Origin of the sequence: Vibrio sp. 10N.261.46.E11, from assembly GCF_041472735.1 — a bacterium.
GTDB lineage: Bacteria > Pseudomonadota > Gammaproteobacteria > Enterobacterales > Vibrionaceae > Vibrio.
This window is the reverse complement of the sequence record NZ_JBFRQW010000009.1, coordinates 39,465-56,934: the sequence shown is the minus strand read 5'-3', so window position 1 is coordinate 56,934 and position 17,470 is coordinate 39,465. Positions and strand designations below refer to the sequence as shown.

At 42.2% G+C, this 17,470-nt stretch carries 16 protein-coding genes and 1 pseudogene; 7 read left to right on the top strand and 10 right to left on the bottom strand.

Features of this window, described 5'->3' with window-relative positions; genetic code table 11:
- Positions 1–93 precede the first annotated feature (93 nt).
- Together AB4407_RS03630 and AB4407_RS03625 are read left to right on the top strand one after the other, a co-directional pair.
- On the top strand, positions 94–657 hold the full coding sequence (locus AB4407_RS03630; RefSeq protein WP_102250454.1) for an SPOR domain-containing protein: 564 nt from the start codon (positions 94–96) through the stop codon (positions 655–657).
- A 179-nt stretch (positions 658–836) separates the two neighbouring features.
- Positions 837–1,832 carry a D-alanine--D-alanine ligase gene (locus AB4407_RS03625; RefSeq protein WP_372118704.1) on the top strand — a complete coding sequence of 332 codons (996 nt, stop codon included), beginning with the start codon at positions 837–839 and terminating at the stop codon, positions 1,830–1,832.
- Between the two features lie 97 nt (positions 1,833–1,929).
- On the opposite strand, the gene AB4407_RS03620 is transcribed toward AB4407_RS03625, so the two are convergent.
- On the bottom strand, positions 1,930–2,898 hold the full coding sequence (locus tag AB4407_RS03620) for a tyrosine-type recombinase/integrase (RefSeq protein ID WP_372118703.1): 969 nt from the start codon (positions 2,896–2,898) through the stop codon (positions 1,930–1,932).
- Positions 2,899–2,998: 100 nt separating this feature from the next.
- Here AB4407_RS03620 and AB4407_RS03615 point away from each other — a divergent pair, with 100 nt between their 5' ends.
- The 4 genes and pseudogenes from AB4407_RS03615 to AB4407_RS03600 all read left to right on the top strand — a co-directional run bounded on the left by AB4407_RS03615 (position 2,999) and on the right by AB4407_RS03600 (position 6,429).
- Positions 2,999–3,370, top strand: a complete 372-nt coding sequence (locus AB4407_RS03615; protein ID WP_372118700.1) for a DUF3319 domain-containing protein — start codon at positions 2,999–3,001, stop codon at positions 3,368–3,370.
- Between the two features lie 4 nt (positions 3,371–3,374).
- Complete coding sequence (gene yciH, locus AB4407_RS03610; protein ID WP_009845368.1) at positions 3,375–3,686, top strand: stress response translation initiation inhibitor YciH; 312 nt, start codon at positions 3,375–3,377, stop codon at positions 3,684–3,686.
- A 290-nt stretch (positions 3,687–3,976) separates the two neighbouring features.
- Positions 3,977–4,693: pseudogene (locus tag AB4407_RS03605) on the top strand (ISNCY family transposase); the annotation flags it as partial.
- A 455-nt stretch (positions 4,694–5,148) separates the two neighbouring features.
- The gene (locus tag AB4407_RS03600) at positions 5,149–6,429 is read left to right on the top strand and encodes a GGDEF domain-containing protein (RefSeq protein WP_372118698.1); all 1,281 of its coding nucleotides are present in this window, start codon (positions 5,149–5,151) and stop codon (positions 6,427–6,429) included.
- A 746-nt stretch (positions 6,430–7,175) separates the two neighbouring features.
- Here AB4407_RS03600 and AB4407_RS03595 read toward each other — a convergent pair.
- The 9 genes from AB4407_RS03595 to AB4407_RS03555 all read right to left on the bottom strand — a co-directional run bounded on the left by AB4407_RS03595 (position 7,176) and on the right by AB4407_RS03555 (position 15,835).
- Positions 7,176–7,328, bottom strand: coding sequence for a YoaH family protein (locus AB4407_RS03595; protein WP_004731009.1), 153 nt, complete (start codon positions 7,326–7,328; stop codon positions 7,176–7,178).
- 41 nt (positions 7,329–7,369) lie between these two features.
- Positions 7,370–8,524, bottom strand: a complete 1,155-nt coding sequence (locus AB4407_RS03590) for a conjugal transfer protein TraF (protein ID WP_372118696.1) — start codon at positions 8,522–8,524, stop codon at positions 7,370–7,372.
- A 59-nt stretch (positions 8,525–8,583) separates the two neighbouring features.
- A complete protein-coding gene (locus AB4407_RS03585) occupies positions 8,584–9,462 on the bottom strand; it encodes a DUF2861 family protein (RefSeq protein ID WP_012600630.1) in 879 nt (292 codons plus the stop codon).
- Positions 9,462–10,121, bottom strand: a complete 660-nt coding sequence (vxrB, locus tag AB4407_RS03580) for a response regulator transcription factor VxrB (protein WP_009845363.1) — start codon at positions 10,119–10,121, stop codon at positions 9,462–9,464. The genes AB4407_RS03585 and vxrB overlap by 1 nt, the downstream gene beginning before the upstream one ends.
- Positions 10,096–11,568: a sensor histidine kinase VxrA gene (gene vxrA / locus AB4407_RS03575; RefSeq protein WP_372118858.1), complete on the bottom strand. Its 1,473-nt coding sequence runs from the start codon at positions 11,566–11,568 to the stop codon at positions 10,096–10,098. Before vxrA ends, vxrB begins: the two co-directional genes overlap by 26 nt.
- Positions 11,569–11,890: 322 nt before the next feature.
- Complete coding sequence (pntB, locus tag AB4407_RS03570) at positions 11,891–13,288, bottom strand: Re/Si-specific NAD(P)(+) transhydrogenase subunit beta (protein ID WP_372118693.1); 1,398 nt, start codon at positions 13,286–13,288, stop codon at positions 11,891–11,893.
- A 10-nt stretch (positions 13,289–13,298) separates the two neighbouring features.
- Positions 13,299–14,846, bottom strand: a complete 1,548-nt coding sequence (gene pntA, locus AB4407_RS03565) for a Re/Si-specific NAD(P)(+) transhydrogenase subunit alpha (RefSeq protein WP_372118690.1) — start codon at positions 14,844–14,846, stop codon at positions 13,299–13,301.
- A gap of 300 nt (positions 14,847–15,146) precedes the next feature.
- On the bottom strand, positions 15,147–15,428 hold the full coding sequence (locus tag AB4407_RS03560) for an HlyU family transcriptional regulator (protein ID WP_012600627.1): 282 nt from the start codon (positions 15,426–15,428) through the stop codon (positions 15,147–15,149).
- Between the two features lie 38 nt (positions 15,429–15,466).
- Positions 15,467–15,835, bottom strand: coding sequence for a late competence development ComFB family protein (locus AB4407_RS03555; protein WP_372118687.1), 369 nt, complete (start codon positions 15,833–15,835; stop codon positions 15,467–15,469).
- 392 nt (positions 15,836–16,227) lie between these two features.
- Here AB4407_RS03555 and AB4407_RS03550 point away from each other — a divergent pair, with 392 nt between their 5' ends.
- Complete coding sequence (locus tag AB4407_RS03550) at positions 16,228–17,469, top strand: GGDEF domain-containing protein (protein WP_372118684.1); 1,242 nt, start codon at positions 16,228–16,230, stop codon at positions 17,467–17,469.
- Position 17,470 lies beyond the last annotated feature (1 nt).

The following is a 17,470-nucleotide window of genomic DNA, read 5'->3' as shown; positions in this document are numbered from 1 at the left end:
CACTAATGGTGTATAATCTCAAAGTTAACTTGATTCTAAACCGACGTATCGGCATGATTTATAGTAATTATTATTAAGGATATAGAGCTTTCCATGAAAAAACTTGCAATTGTGACTTTGCCACTGCTCTTGGCTGCATGTGTATCTGACAACTACGTTACCAATGTAACGTCAGATAGCTATCAAGAAGAGTTCAAAACGGCTAAAGTTGAAGCTCCAGTTGTATCTCAATCTGAGCAGACTGCCGTTGTTGAAGAGAACGTGGCCAACGTTGTCAGAACCACACCTGTAGAACAAAAAATCACTCACACGACTAGAGCTAAGCCGGTTGCAACAATTACAGCTCCAACCAAGAAGCAACAAGACATGAACCAACGCTTTGGTTACACAGTTCAAGTTGTTGCGGTTGGCAGCCAAGCCAAAGTCGATTCTTTTGTAAAAATGCTACCAACCACTTCCCAGCCAATTTGGGAAAACTACAAAATGGTTAACGGCACGAAGTGGTTCACTGTACTTTACGGTGACTACGCGACACGCTTAGACGCTAAAAAGGCGATTTCATCTTTGCCGAGCAGTTTTCAAAACTTAAAGCCATTCGTTAAGAGCATTGATGATATCAAGAACTCTGAATACCCAACGCTTAACAAGTTAAACTAAGTTTTAAATCATAAAGAAGGAGCAAATGCTCCTTCTTTTGTTTTATGACGGTTAGTTTTGTTTAATAGTTAATCGCTCACTCCTTAGATGACAATTTTAGCATTCAAAACACTGTACCTATTTCGACTTTTGTTTATCATTGAAGTCAGTATTCCTAGTTTCAAGGACCGAATTTACCCATGAACACCACAAACATCCTTCTACTTTGCGGCGGTGGATCTTCAGAGCATGAAGTGTCAATCGTTTCAGCCAATTACCTTTTTGAACAACTTAATAGCGTTGCAGATTTTAACGTTGTGAGAGTTGAAATTAAAAACGAAGGCTGGTGTCTTGATTCGGGTGAGCTGGTTTATCTTGATATTAACGATCAAACCTTACGTGGCGACAACTTAGAATCTAAAGTCGATTTCATTGTTCCTTGTATTCATGGTTTCCCAGGTGAAACAGGTGACATTCAATCACTGTTTGAAATGGCTAAGATTCCGTACCTAGGTTGTGGTTCTGAAGCAAGCAACAACAGCTTCAATAAAATTACATCAAAACTTTGGTACGACGCTCTGGGTATCCCAAATACACCGTACCTGTTCTTATCAGACAACACGGAACAAGCTCACTCACAAGCAACTCAAGCTTTTGAAACTTGGGGTAAAGTGTTCGTGAAAGCGGCTCGTCAGGGATCTTCTGTTGGCTGTTACCAAGTCAATCAAGTAGAAGAATTAAGTGAAGCAATCAACAAAGCATTTACCTTCTCTGATCAAGTGCTTATTGAGAAATCCGTGGTGCCAAGAGAACTAGAAGTTGCCGCTTATGAAATCGATGGCGAGCTACAGATAAGCAAACCAGGCGAGGTGATTGCACCTAATGGCGCATTTTACTCTTACGAAGAGAAGTACAGTGCAGACAGCCACTCAATCACTGAAGTTGAAGCAACTAACTTAACCGATGAACAGCGTGAATTGATTGCAGACAGCGCCCGTAAGGTATTCACGCAGATGAAGCTACGTCACTTGTCTCGTATCGATTTCTTCTTAACACAAGACAATGAGATCTACCTGAATGAAGTGAATACCTTCCCAGGTATGACGCCAATTTCCATGTTCCCCAAAATGGTTGAGCATGATGGCCACAAATTCAGCCAGTTCTTAGAAAACTGCGTGAGAACAAGCCTCGCATAGTTCAAATTGATTTTCTAAAGCTAAGGTTATCGAATCAACACAATAGCGTTTTGAACCAATCGCCAAAGCGCTATGGTTTTATAGCCGACTAATCCGTTTATTCCCATGGGGTTAACGCTTTAAACTTCACTTTCTCACTCTCAGCTGTACCCAAACAACCGACATATTGCGCTGGCATTGCAGGGCTGAGCCAGCGACCAAAATCCTGAATATCTTTTACCTTATGACCTTGTCTCGACAACTCTTGCGCGGCACCGACACGAATCGAATTTCCTGAAAAATGGTGATTATCTGCCAGTTGGAGTAAATCACTAGCTCTTCTCAATATTCTGTATATCGAAGAGTCATCCAAAGGGTGTTGACTGATATTCTCATGCTTATCTATCGCACGAAACACCGGTAAATCATCTTGATTCCCGGTAAACGAAAGCCAACGCTCAAGTGTAAATCTGGCTACTAATGACAGTTTATACGTCGAATCTTTGACTGTTATATGATAATCGTCGCCAATGTACTCAATATCACTAGTCGATAACGCCTTGAGCTCTGAGCGTTTCAAGGCACACTCAAACATCACATTATAAATGGCGATATCTCTAATCTCTTTCAAAGTCGCTTTTTCATTCGAAAGTAACGCGTTCAACTCACTGAGGTGTGCTGATGTCATAGCGTTAGTTTGTTTAGCGTCGCCAGACATTCGAGATTGCAAGTGGAGCAGGGTAAAACGAACTTGCCTATGCTTGATTGGGTTAGCAAAGCTCAACACAGTATGCAACAAGCTAAGTGTTGCAGTGTAACGTTTCAAAGACGCGAATTTTCTTTCACTGGATTCAGTCTCAAGAAAACGCCGAACAGCAGTGATGGATGCTGGAAGAGTGTTAATACGATTTTTAGTACAGAATGCATGGTAGCGATTCCAATCACTGTAGATACCCAACAAGGAGTTTCGAGAGTACTGATATCCTGTTAACTCATCTATAATTTCAATTGTCGCGTGGCTGTTTAATTTTTCAACAAATGAATTAATTATCACAGAGTCCGATAAAATAGGGACTTTTTTTCTCAAATTACCGTACCTCAACAGGTGTTTTTGCCATATTATGCTTGATATCATTAGAAGTATACTTATGATTAACGTAATGAAAACAAAACGATGATCAATGGATATGGCAAATTCAGTTTACCGAGGCGTTCCTCTACAATCAGCGGATGCAAACAACACCGTTTGGCGTGCCAAGCTAAAAAACAACATTATTCAAGGCAATTTACCTGCTGTGAAAAAGAGTATTGATTGGTGGATTGATACTGCGACCCTTATTGACCCGAAAGAATTCACAGCGCTAAACAAGTCGAGAGCGTCTGGTGGCGGCTTAACTGAAAACTTCCATGGTTACCAAATTAAAAATGATAGCGGTGAGCCTAACGCTTGGTATTGCATGTTCAACGGGCGCCTAATTAAAGGTGGCAAGATTGCAATCCAGCGTCATATAGAGGCTTTCTTACTCGCAAAACAAAAAGCAGCACAGCAAAAGAAGTAAAATTATGAGCCTAGTATATTCAACTGAAACAGGTCGTATTAAACCTGAAGAAGAGAAAGTCCAGCGCCCTAAAGGTGATGGTATTGTTCGAATCCAAAAAGAAACCAAAGGCCGTAAAGGCAAAGGCGTTTCTATCGTAACAGGCTTAGACCTAGATGACGCACCATTAAAACTCATGGCAGCGGAACTGAAAAAAGTGTGTGGCTGCGGTGGTTCAGTAAAAGATGGCAACATCGAGATTCAAGGCGACGCTCGTGACAAGCTCAAAGCGCATCTTGAAAAGAAAGGCTATAAAGTTAAATTTGCTGGCGGTTAAGCTCTAACTAATGCCAGGGGTAAAATCGAAGATTATTATCACTGGTTATTAGGTATTTTATGGTAAATAGCCACTATGGTTAAATACACAGTAGAATTCAGAGAGTACAGATACGAAATAAAGGCAGGGCATCACATAAAGATACCTGCCTTATAAACACCGAAACCAATTTAACATAACGTACATAATACGCACCAAAGGTGTTAGAGCAATTTAGTAATGTCCGGTTTGAGCCATTTTAAAATGTCCTCCTAAGCTTACCTATATTGGTCTGCTTAGGAGTTATCCGGATGCTTATTACTATGAGTGAAAAACGACTACGCCAAGTTGACGCTGCTATCATTTTGAATCTGTCTGCGCGTCATATCCGACGTTTGGTAAACAAACTTGTCTCTCTTGGCGCTCAAAGTCTTACACACGCAGCGCGTGGACGCCCAAGTAATCGACGCTACTCAGAACATTTCAGAATTGAAATACTGAAACTTATCCGTGAGCATTACTCTGACTTCTCACCAACGTTCGCTCTGGAAAAACTGACTGAACGACACAATCTATCCGTCTCTAAAGAAACACTCCGTCAATGGATGATCGCCGACGGACTGTGGCTTCCACATGCACAACGAAAACCTCGAGTCTATCAGCCACGTTACCGTCGTGATTGCTTGGGTGAACTTATCCAAATTGACGGCTCCCATCATGACTGGTTTGAAGGCCGAAGCGACAAATGTTGCCTATTGGTGTTCATTGACGATGCGACTGGCCGCTTGATGAACCTAAGATTCAGCGAGACGGAATCCGCGTTTGACTACATGTTGGCGACGCGTGAATACCTCGACGCGCACGGTAAACCCATCGCATTTTACAGCGACAAACACTCCATATTTAGAGTGAATCAGGAGAAACACAAACAAGTTGGCCAAACTCAATACGGGCGCGTGCTGAAAGAGCTGGCCATAGAACTCATCTGTGCCAACAGCTCCCAAGCCAAAGGCCGCGTTGAGCGAGCCGCGAAAGATAACCTAATGCCATTTCGTGGTGGAGGCCGTAGTAAACCCGCACTGTGGGTTCCCAGTAAACATAAGTTTAATTAAATACAAAAAAGCCCGCTTACTACGGGCTTCAAAGATACGAATAAACACAAGTAACGCTCTCATAGACAACAAAGTGTTGCGATAAAATTGGAACCCCAAAAGTGACACTGCAACACAATTACCCCCCCTACTTTAAATCTAACTGTATAAATATACAGTTAGATTATTCCCCCTGCAAAAACCACACTTATCGAGCGAATAGCATTCAAAACCAACGCCATGCGTACAGAATTCGTTCTAAAAATCAGTTTAATCATTAACTTTTCTGTATAATCTTCAATTCAATTTCAACTATTGAGTGCGAACGTGAATACTCGATAGAATCTCTGCTTGCGGTGACATCACGCATAACCACAAAGTTACATTTATGGATGATTAACACTTTGAACGACAAAGTATTCAGGCAAATCAATATATTCCTTTCGGTTTTTTTCCTCGCTGCCACTCTACTGTCGTTTATTTCTTACCATATGATCATGGATCAAAACTACGTTATCACTCCAGATAGATTCCCTACACTCGTTAACACTGACCAAGAACATAATGGTGGCACCAAAGGGGTGCTGTATAAGTCAGAAGACACCATTGAGTTACAGTGTGACTTTAAGCGTACCTATAGCTCGCCATTCTGTGAGATTGAGTTCGTTATCTCTACGGAAGGTAAAGGTCTGGATCTCTCTGTGTATGACTCAGTGACCATCAATATGGATTACGAAGGCCAAGAACAGCCAAGGTTTCGCTTTTACATTCGAAATTACGACGAGAATTACAGCGTTCAAGGTGACGCTATGTCGAATAAGTTCAATCGTTTAGATTTCTCGTTACCCGATAGAAAACACATCGACTTAGATTATTTCAATGTCCCTTTATGGTGGATCGACTATTACAACCACCCTATTACTAATAGCGCCGTAGACGTTACCAACGCAGTGTCGGTTGAGTTAGGCCTTGGAGCTAGCACACTTGATGGGCACCATAAACTAACAGTACAAAGCATCGTTTTTCACGGCAAGACGATCGACAAGTTTGTACTAGGAAAACTCTTAATTAGTTTATGGGTGCTGTATGCGATTTACTATATATCTTGTGCGTTATATCTAGCCAGAAGAACAAGAACAGATGCCGCACAGCAACAACGTTTGTTGACTCAAGAAATTGAAGAGCTAAAGATAAAGGCTACAACCGACCCGTTGACCGGTTGTAGGAACAGAACTGAAGCTTTAGATGCTTTCTATGATTTTGAATGGTTAGCACAGCAAGGAAAAACCATTCACATCGCTTTGTTTGATTTAGACCATTTTAAGCAAATCAATGATCAACATGGCCATGAAGTGGGTGACAAAGTACTTATTCAGTTTGTCGCAACGGCTAACGAAAGTCTTGGTGAGCAATATTTACTTTATCGCTGGGGTGGTGAGGAGTTCCTTTTAGTTTGCCTGGAGCAAACTGCGCTACAGTGTAACGAAGCTATCGATAATCTATACCTAGCAATCGACCAAAGCGTTTGGCCTAAAGCGCTTAAAGTAACGACTTCCACTGGAGTAACACAGCTTAAGCAACATGAATCGATACGTTCTGCAATTAAACGTGCAGACAAGGCACTCTACCAAGCGAAAGACAACGGACGAAACCAAGTCGCAAAGTTGTACTAAAGCTCCCTTGACTAGACTGCAGTTACATATTCAACTCTCTGCCAATACTCAATCAAGACGCCATTAATACCCTATCGATATCTACTCTCCATTTAAGCAACCGTTAGATTTTCAACGCTGACTAAACAAGCCAAAAGCTTTGCTGCCTCATTAGGATTCTAATCGTTTACGCCTATAGGCACGCTCACCATCGGTAACAACACATTCTGTAGTAACGCCATTAATCGCATTCTCAGGTTATATGTATCGTTTCTAAGCTTCCTAACTACTTGTTTATCTGGCTAGTAAAAGCTTTCTCTAAGCAGTCGTAAGTCACTCGCGGTATCGATTTTGAACATTACCGTAGTAACTTATCTCGCGCTGCTCTTCGAGGAAATCCTTATTATTCTGCTCCCGTCACGCTTCCAATCACGTACTCTTATCCACTAAAAATGGAAGTCACAACGTCACTAGCCTTAAAAAACGCCATAGATTTAACCACTTAGACACGGTGACATAAATACTGACACTCAAAATGATAGTTGTATTGCTTTTAGAGCTTACTGTAATTTAATTACAATCAGAAGCCAAGAAAAGCCTGATAAGTGGATTACTCCAACGTAACTTACTGAATAAACGGTATTTAATGGTTTTGAATAGATCGGGGTTTAGGGTAAATAAAGAGTTGGTATGTACGAGATAATATACTAGAGGGCAATATATTTAGTTATAGTGCGCTAGGGTGTTAAAAAAGAAGGGCTAATGCCCTACTCTTCTTTATTACTCATTTCTTCACGAATTTGCTCAGCAACGATTTTGATAGCTTGTGCTGTGCTGATGCCCTGGGTCATCATTTCTTGAATTCGCTCAACAGCTTTCTGCTGTTCTTCGTGAGAAAGGGTTGGTAAGTCGTTTAGCATAGTCTGCTCCTTTATTTAGGAGCAGAACTATATAAGGACTGTTAGTAACTAGCAAGGAAATTGATTGATGCACCCATTGCATTTTCATTTGTGTAGTTAGCACTTAAATCTAACTGGAACAAATTGAGTGGCGACAAACCAATACCTGCAGTGACTGTACCTTCTGAACCAGAGTATGCCAAATTCTTGTAGTACCCTGCCCTTAGCTGTAGCTGACGCAGAACATCAACTTCTGTACCAACGCGAATCATCTGTTCATTATCTTTGAACGAAGTAAACTTTTCGGTTTCATTTAAGTCATAGTCGACACTAAGCGTGAAGTAGTCCGCTACGATACCAGCACCTACGGTATATACTGGCTCTAGTTTGTAAGTGTATTGACCACCAACTTTATGAGTGGCACTTGTAGTAGTACTTTTTAGCGTTTGAGAGTTATCTTTGGTAACGATATCTCTAGACACCAAATTAACTGCAGAAACACCTATTCTAAATGGACCAGTGAACCAAAGCACACCCGCGTCCATATTAAATGAAGTGTCACCTTGGCCATCATCTTTTGCATCAGACAGGTCGTAACTCTTCACCGAACCTACATAATTATATGTATAAATACGCTGAAGTTTAGGCGTAATACCAAATGAAATATGCTGCCCCATAAAAGTCTGGTATTTACCCAGAGTCAAACCAACTTCGGTAACACCAATAGCAACGGCTTCTACCGTCGACAACTCAAGTTTATCGGCATCTGTCGCTGCTGTTTCACCGTAAACATTTGGTGTAGCGAACGATTCTGTATAGGCTTTACCGAAAAGGTTTGCCGCTATAAATTGATTTGGGATAGCGAATGCGACAACACCACCAAGTTCAATATTTGCTTGGTTACCATCGAGTTTTTTAAGAGCTGCGTCTAAATCTTCGGTCGTTGTTGCTGCCAGAGCGTAATCAATATTTGATTTCATGTCTTGGGGGTCATTATAACTACCACCAAAACTTGGTGTGATCATACCCATATCATCGTTACGACGATAAATAGCAACAAGTGCTGGGTTATAGAATGGAGCTGTTAGGAAGTTTGCTGAAACAACACCAACACCACCCATCGCATCACCACGCGCTTCAATGGCGTAGTTTGCTGCTGAAAGAGGAAGACTGGCGAATGCAATTGATGCTGCGAGTAGTTTAGTTGTATTTTTCATGCCGTTTATCTTTGTTAGATCCCTTACATTGTTAACGGCTCAATTCTAAATTACTTTAGCTACTCTTCGCTAGAAATATCATAAGTTTTACTGATAGTTTGTGCTTGCTCTATCGCTATGTCACCTTGCCAGCGCGAATGTACCATTGATACAGCTAAAACATAACGATCATTGGGCAGTTCTTCACCCGTTAAATTAGTCGGATAATCGGATTCATAACTTTTACCCCACACCTGCTTATATCGTTCATCGACATAATCGTACAAACCTACGTCTAGCTTTGGTAATGGGCAGTATGGGTTCAGCAGTGCTTTTTTATCGATCAACCAAGAGTCTTTAGATGCCCAACGAACTTGTTGACGCATAACCACTTCACCAAGAATGACCCAAGTGCTCCAGGAGTTACCGCTATTTCCTTTTACAGTCAGGCGATAAAGTCCGGAATCAAGTTGAGACGCTAAGCTATAACGTTTGCTGTATACGCTCACTGAAGTGTTATTGATTACCGGGTTGCCTTTGGTGAACTCACTGTCAGACGAAACGACCTTGTCGACCCACTTCTCAAAGGTGATGTCTTGGATGTTGCTTTCCGATTCAACATCAATAGCCACGCGGAATGTTTCCCTGCCTGGGCTTTGAATAATGTGTCTTTTCACGACGACCGAGCTGATCCAATCCGGTAACGTTTTTTTTGTAAGCGTTTTACCACAATCCTTGTTCAATGCTTGATCGAACAGTTGATTGAGATGATCTTCGCGAGATTGCGAAGCATTGATTTGCCAAACTTCCACCAATGAATCAAACATCAATGCTAAATCATTATCTAGCAGGTGCTTGTGCACTTGTGTCAGCGCATCACTGTCCTTAAACCAATCGGCTGCATGTGCAGTATTGATGACACTTGATAAAATGAGTAGTGGAAGTAAGGCTTTTTTCATTACGCTTTCATCTTGTAGCCAACGCCACGTAAGGTTTCAATTTCTAAACCTGGCAACTTCTGTCTTAGTTGCAGAACGTGCGTATCTACAGTACGAGTTGTTGGGAAGTGGTTGTAACCCCAAACGTGGTCTAGTAGCTCATCACGAGTAAACACTCGACCAAGATTACTTGCCAAGAATAATAGTAAATCAAATTCCGTACGCGTTAACGTGACTTCCAGTTCGTTAAAAAACACTTCACGTGTTGCTTTGTCAATTACAAGGTTTTGAGCCATCACTTTTGATGCATCTTGATCTTCAGCATCAGGTAGGCGTAGCTGTGCACGGATTCGAGCAAACAGTTCAGCTTCTGCAAATGGTTTCGTTAGGTAATCGTTCGCACCTGAGTCTAAGCCGGCTACTTTATCTTTTACTGTAACGAGCGCCGTAAGTAATATTACTGGGATGTCTTTCTTTTTCTTCCAACCTGGAAGTGAATCTACTGAGTCGCCATCAGGAAGTTGACGGTCTAGAATCACAAGATCCGCTTGTTCCCAATAGCCTTCAACTTCAGAGATCAGCTCGGCATGTAAACATTCATATCCAGCTTGCTCAAGGCTAACTAATAAACCGTCAGCTAAATTTTTATCGTCTTCAACGAGAAGCAATGTCTGTTTCACAAGGTATCTCCAAAATAAATGTTGTTGGGGGGCCGATAAGCGTCATGTGACCGCCCATTTTTCCGACCATAGATTCTACTATCGTCAGACCTAAACCGAGTCCACTCTTACTTACGAATGGCTTTCTTAGTTGCCCCCAATCTTTGCGAGACAAGTCTCCATTATCTATAACTTTGAATGTCAGCTTCTTGTCAGAAGTATTCAGTTCTAGTATCACCGGGGCAACGCCGTATTTCACGGCATTTCTGATCAGGTTATCGATACACGTTCCTAACCAATATACGTTTACTTTTGCAGCAATATCTTTGTTTACGCGCAGTTCAATGCCCGGTGCAAAGTCTTCTTCAACTTTGTATTCAAGCCACTCTTCAACACTTGGCACCCACTCTGTTGCAAGCGGTTGGTTGTCTGATTGCAAATAGTCTTTACTTGCTTCTGCCAACTGCCTTAAACGGCGTGTATCTTCACACAATCGACGAAATTCATCATATACCGATTCTGGCAAGTGTTCGAACTCTCGCCTAAACCCTTCAACCGTCAATGACAAACTCGCAATCGGCGTTCTTAATTCATGCGTTAGAATTTGAAGAACCAGCATGCGGCTCTTCATCTCTTGTTTTTTACTGTTCCAACGGTAAACCGCCCACCCCAACACGAGTAGGATATTGGCAATCACCAAAATAAACATGGCGATCTGCAGAAGCTCTGAATGATCTTCTATTTCCCAACACACATTGCCGCGCTGGACGAAACAGCTGTTGCCTTCTGAGGACAAACTAAAGGATAAGCCCGCGAGCGTAGCGTTTTCGTTCCAAACTGATTCTTTATACAGGTAATATCTATCACCGCGCTTGACCCACATTTCATCAAGCTCAACAAACATACTCGCACCCGCTAGCAAAGCTGTTATGGCTTCGTTGTCCATCTTCTGTAGACGAGACAGTAGTTCATCGTGTTCGGTGTTCGGTCGCTCTTGAATGTGCATGTAGCGCTTCAACGAGTCAAATTTCTCTGGGTATAACTCGACGTAGCGTGCGGCATATGAACCGCCACCAGGATGAATCAAACCACTTCGAGTAAACCAACGATCAGAAAGTTTAGTTCCTTTACACATTGCACGAGTAAAGACCAAAGGCTCGGTTATTAGAGGGCTTAAGGGCAACTTTCCGCTGCATGTTTTTGATAACCGGTATAAGCGTTGGATGTCTTTTAGTGGGTATTCAGCAGTTTGCGGCAGCATAGAAGACGGCATGATCAAGCGAGTCGGGTAATCAGCCTGAAGCAGTCGAATATCATAAGATTCAATTGCCATTTCATGATCAAAAAGTTTAGTGAAGTTATCGATACGCTCAGGTAAAGAGTCAGCAAACGCGTTCACTGAAACTGATAATGTAGCGATAAGCAGAGTAAATGTTCTTTTGATGATCACAAACCAACGCAAATTCATATAGATCAATCAAATATATACCATTCGTTATCAAAGATAAATTTATAACCGCATGAAAAACCGTGCGGATGACGAGTTATAGCGACAATTTCGATCATATTAGGGCTATGTTGCACAGCTGTACTCACTAATCGTTTGAGTCGTTATAACTTCATTCAAATGAGTTTTACGTCCGTCTATCGGACTGTGCTTATTGCTTATTACTTATCGCTTTAGGGCACAGTCACTTTCAGATGATCAAAAAAAGGAGCTCTAATGAGCTCCTTGTTTAGTTATGACTTAATGCTTAGGCTTAGGCTTAGAAAATACTAAAAAGTGTTTCCTATAGATGTTCTAAAATGCCTAGGCAGCTCTGTTTCGCATCACCGAATAGCATCTCCGTGTTCTCTTTGAAGAACAGTGGGTTTTGCACACCTGCGTAACCTGTGTTCATCGAACGTTTGAATACGATAACATTCTGAGCATTCCAAACTTCAAGTACTGGCATGCCAGCGATTGGGCTGTTTGGATCTTCAAGTGCTGCAGGGTTGACGGTGTCGTTTGCACCGATAACCAAAACAGTATCGGTCTCGTTGAAGTCATCGTTTAGTTCGTCCATTTCAAGAACGATATCGTAAGGTACTTTTGCTTCAGCAAGCAGCACGTTCATGTGACCCGGTAACCTACCAGCAACTGGGTGGATACCAAATCGAACATTGATGCCCTGCGCTCTTAGCTTCTCAGTGATTTCGTGCACTGGGTACTGAGCTTGAGCTACTGCCATGCCGTATCCAGGAGTGATGATGACTGACTTCGAGTTTTTCAACATGTCAGCCACATCTTCAGCTGATGTTTCTCGGTGCTCACCCTGTTCTTCATCGCCATCAGACGCAACCACGTCTTGACCGAATCCACCAGCAATAACGCTGATGAAAGAGCGATTCATCGCCTTACACATGATGTAAGAAAGAATCGCACCTGACGAACCAACCAATGCACCTGTTACGATAAGCAGATCGTTCGCAAGCATGAAACCTGCTGCTGCTGCTGCCCAACCAGAATACGAGTTCAGCATAGAGACAACCACTGGCATATCTGCGCCACCAATCGATGCCACTAGGTGGTAACCGAATGCGAATGCGATAAGAGTCATCACCATTAGCGCGAACATACTGCCGTCCGCTTTGACGAACATGATCATCAGTAGTGTAGAAACTACGATCGCCGCAAGGTTCCACTTATGCTTATGAGGAATGTTCAATGCAGACGAAGAGATAACGCCGCGAAGCTTACCAAACGCAACAATAGAACCCGTGAACGTCACCGCACCGATAAACACGCCAAGGAACACTTCCACTAGGTGGATAACGTGCTCTGCATGAATATCAGCAGGGTTAAGTGACACAGCAGCAGGTGGATCGATATAGCTGTTGTAACCCACAAGTACCGCTGCCATACCTACGAAGCTGTGCAGAATTGCCACCAGCTCAGGCATTTCAGTCATTTCGACTTTTCTTGCGTAGTGGATACCAATACCACCACCGATCACCATAGCAATGATGATCCATACAATACCTGCAGAATGTGGGCCAAAGATCGTCGCGATCAACGCGATTGCCATACCCGTGATACCGTAATAGTTACCTACGCGCGCAGATTCCTGTTTCGACAACCCAGCCAAGCTCATAATAAAGAATACAGCAGCCACAATATAAGCTGCTTGTACTAATCCTTCAGACATCTGTCACTCCTTAGTCTTTACGGAACATTTCAAGCATACGTTTGGTTACGGTAAAGCCACCAAAGATATTGATACTTGCAATTAATACGGCAATAAATGATAAGAACGTGACAACGCCACTTCCTTGTCCTATTTGTAATAGTGCGCCTAATACAATGATCCCTGAGATCGCGTTAGTTACCGACATCAAAGGCGTATGCAGAGAATGGCTTACATTCCAAACGACGTAATAACCTACCACGCAAGCGAGAACAAAAACGGTAAAGTGAGATAAGAACGCAGCCGGAGCAACCGACGCTACCCAAGCGAATGCACCAACAGCAACCACCATACCCGTCACTTTCTTAATTGGAGAAACAGGTTCTTCAACTTTAGGCTCGGGTTTCGCCGCTTTTGGCTTAGCTTGTTGTGGTTGAGCTGAAACTTGAATTGGTGGTGCAGGCCAAGTGACCTCACCCTCTTTAACCACAGTAACACCACGCAGAACGACATCTTCAAAGTCGATATTGATGTTGCCATCTTTCTCTTTGCAAAGCAGTTTCAGCAGGTTAACTAGGTTCGTTGCATACAGTTGAGATGATTGAGTCGGTAGTCGACCAACCATATCTGTGTAACCGACCACCTTCACGCCGTTAGCCGTTGTAATGACTTGATCCGCAACGGTGTATTCACAGTTACCGCCATTTGCAGCAGCAAGATCCACAATCACACTACCTGCACTCATACTGTCTACCATCTCTTTGGTAATCAGCTTAGGTGCTGGGCGACCTGGGATCAGTGCCGTTGTAATGATGATATCGACATCTTTTGCTTGAGCTGCATAAAGTTCTTCAGCTTTCTTATTGAATTCTTCAGACATCTCTTTTGCGTAGCCGTCGCCTGCGCTGGTATCTTCCTTGAAATCCACTTCCAAGAATTCAGCGCCCATAGACTCGACTTGCTCTTTTACTTCAGGACGAACATCGAACGAACGAACTATCGCACCTAAGCTGCCTGCAGCGCCAATTGCCGCTAAGCCAGCAACACCCGCCCCAGCAACCAGTACCTTCGCTGGTGGAACTTTGCCTGCCGCCGTAATTTGACCCGTGAAGAATCGACCAAATTCATGCGCCGCTTCAACCACAGCACGATAACCCGCGATGTTAGCCATAGAACTCAATGCATCTAGTGCTTGAGCTCTTGAAATACGAGGTACGGAATCCATCGCCATCACGTTGATGTTACGAGTGGACAATTGTTCCATTAATTCTGGGTTCTGAGCTGGCCAAATAAAGCTGACCAATGTTGCGCCATCTTTAAGAAGATCAATTTCATTTTTACTTTCGTCAACGATCGGAGCGTTAACTTTAAAAATAATATCGGATTTCCAAGCTTCATCTGCGGTGACAACTTTTGCTCCAGCTTGTTCATAAGCTGCATCTTCAAAACTTGCTAACGCACCTGCTTGTGATTCAACACAAACTTCAAATCCTAATTTTAGAAGCTGTTCTACCGATTTCGGCGAAGCAGCAACTCGCGTTTCACCTGCGAGTGTTTCTCTTGGTACACCAATTTGCATAGCTATTCCTTGACTATTGGCACGAATGACTTATTCGTTTGTATCTAACGACAACTAATACTTCAAGTGTTTTATTCAAAGAACAGAAAAAGTTATTACTTATAACGATTTGGATGGAATTGGAGCACTTCATTTGAAGAAATGACGCCTCTTTTGAGCCAAGAGGTCAAACCACTTGCAAATATTCCTTTAAATAACAACCTACTAGCTGTTCTTTGTTCCTAAAACTAAAAAGAGCTTTCAGCATATACACTGAAAGCTCTCTAAATTATGACCAACATCAATTCTAACCCTATTTGGTTAGCTAAAAATGCTATCGCCCATTTGGTCGATGAACATCTGCGATTTTTTAAGCATCAGTTCATCGGCATCTTGTTTGTTTGAAACAACATCTGAACGAATAAAACGATGGGTTTTGATTTCACCATCAAATTCTTTCTCGATTCGCCCAGCTACACGGTATTGACCAGATTCTGCAATGGCATCTTGATAGATATTGAAACCTTTATATTCAACTGGCTCAATTTCTACTTTTTGTTCGGTTTTTTCTTTGCCACTAAATAATCTAGAAAAGAATCCCACGTTTTTACTCCTTAAATGACCGCATTAACCGTAAACTATCATGACTGTTTGTCGCTCAACAATGGCTTTTCATACCATTGCAATTCTACGTCATCATCAAAATTATGTTGACTAAAGATTACGGGCACATTGTCGTCTCGCTCACGTCTTCTGTCGTCAATGATCATACTTTCTGCATTTTTGACCGCGATCTCACTATTTCGTTTATACAGTACCAATTTATCCTCTGGTAATGCCGAGAGAAAATCGACATCGAAGCGAATATAGATTGGCTTAAGCTGACCTAAAGCCAAACACGCAAGATCGGCTAGCTGCTCGTTGGTATAGCCAGAAACATACTCCTCTGTGGCTAATACATTTCCCACCAAAGTTTCCATATAGTTATGAACATCGACACTTATTTGCATAGTACACCTCCATGTTTAGCGGTTGTTTCTATTTCAATCGTTGCTGCAGCTAATCATTGTTGTGACTAATCGCCGCTGTAGCTAACCGCTTCTGCAGCTAGTCGTTACAACATCTGTCCATTGCTAATTAGGTGCTCATCGACCTCTTAAGAACAAACTATCTAAATCTAGTTAAGTAGCAATAACAACTGTTTCATTTATCATATATACTGTGTAGCTCGTTATATGATTAATAGCAACTCAAATACATATAAAATCGTTGTACAATTATCGAGCTATGATCATGTTTTTGCTATAATTTAATGAAAAAGCTTGGCAATTGTTTGTTTAACCGTATCCTACGTATAAAATTAAATTATAAGATCATCATTATAGTTAGGCTCACCACATAAATGACATCTTCTTTCGTCACGTCGAGCATGTTTCGATTTTGCTTTCCCTTATTTTTATTGGCAATATTACTTGCAGGTATGAACAACGTCATTCTCGTGACGGAGTCAAACTTAGGGTTTGCTAGCAACCTCCCATATATTTTATTGAGCGTTGCGGTTTTGTTGTGCCACACATTTAAGCAAGGTCGTATGGCCATGGTGTCTCTAACCATGCTCGTCGCATACCTCATCATCCAAGTTCGCTTACAAACGCCACTCAACACGGGCACCACTCTATTAGAACTGTCCCTGTTAACCGCTTTAGTTCCTGTAACCTGCTTACTGGTGTATGCCTTCCCAGATAACGGCGTTAACTCAAAATCCATGTTCCTATATGCTTTGGTTCTCGTTCTGTTTACGGTATGGGCGCAATTAATTGTTTCTCACTTCCAATCTGGTGGGTTTGAGTCATGGAGCGAGGGGCTTCTGTTTATCGTTAGCGGGTTCTCGCGGCTGCCTTTTGTTTTGGCGTTATATAGCCTTTGCTTACTTGGCCTGACTTCAATGTTGGTTCTGGTATACAACCGCGCGATTGATGTTGTCGTATACAGTGCAATTTTACTGTCTTCTTGTACGTTCATATTTTTTGATGTGCAATACATCTCTAGTACGATGTTCTCGCTGTCTGGCACGTTGTTCATTATCTATGTAGTCTCAGCTAGTCATGATATGGCCTTTAATGACCGCTTGACTAACATTCCAGGTAGACACGCACTAGAAGTAGATATGAAGCACTTGGGGCGTAAATACTCAATGGCGATGGTTGATATCGACCACTTCAAGAAATTTAACGATACCTACGGACATGACATTGGCGACGATGTGTTGAAGTTGGTAGCACGTATATTGAGTGAAACAACCGGTGGTGCAAAAGCTTATCGCTATGGTGGTGAAGAGTTTACGATTATTTTTAAAGGCAAATACTCGGAACAGGTTAAAGAACACCTGCAGGCTCTCATTTCCGAAGTACAAAACTACGATATGACGATTCGAAATAGCAACGATCGCCCTGACGACCATGAAGTCGGCATTAAAAAGCGTGGTCAGATTAATAAAACAACTGAAGTCGTAAACGTAACGGTGAGTATTGGGCTGTCTGATAGTAGAACCACTAAACAACCCGTAGAAGTATTGAAACTTGCCGATAATGCCCTGTACAAAGCAAAAGAAACTGGCCGAAACAAGCTGTGTGTCGATAGTTAAA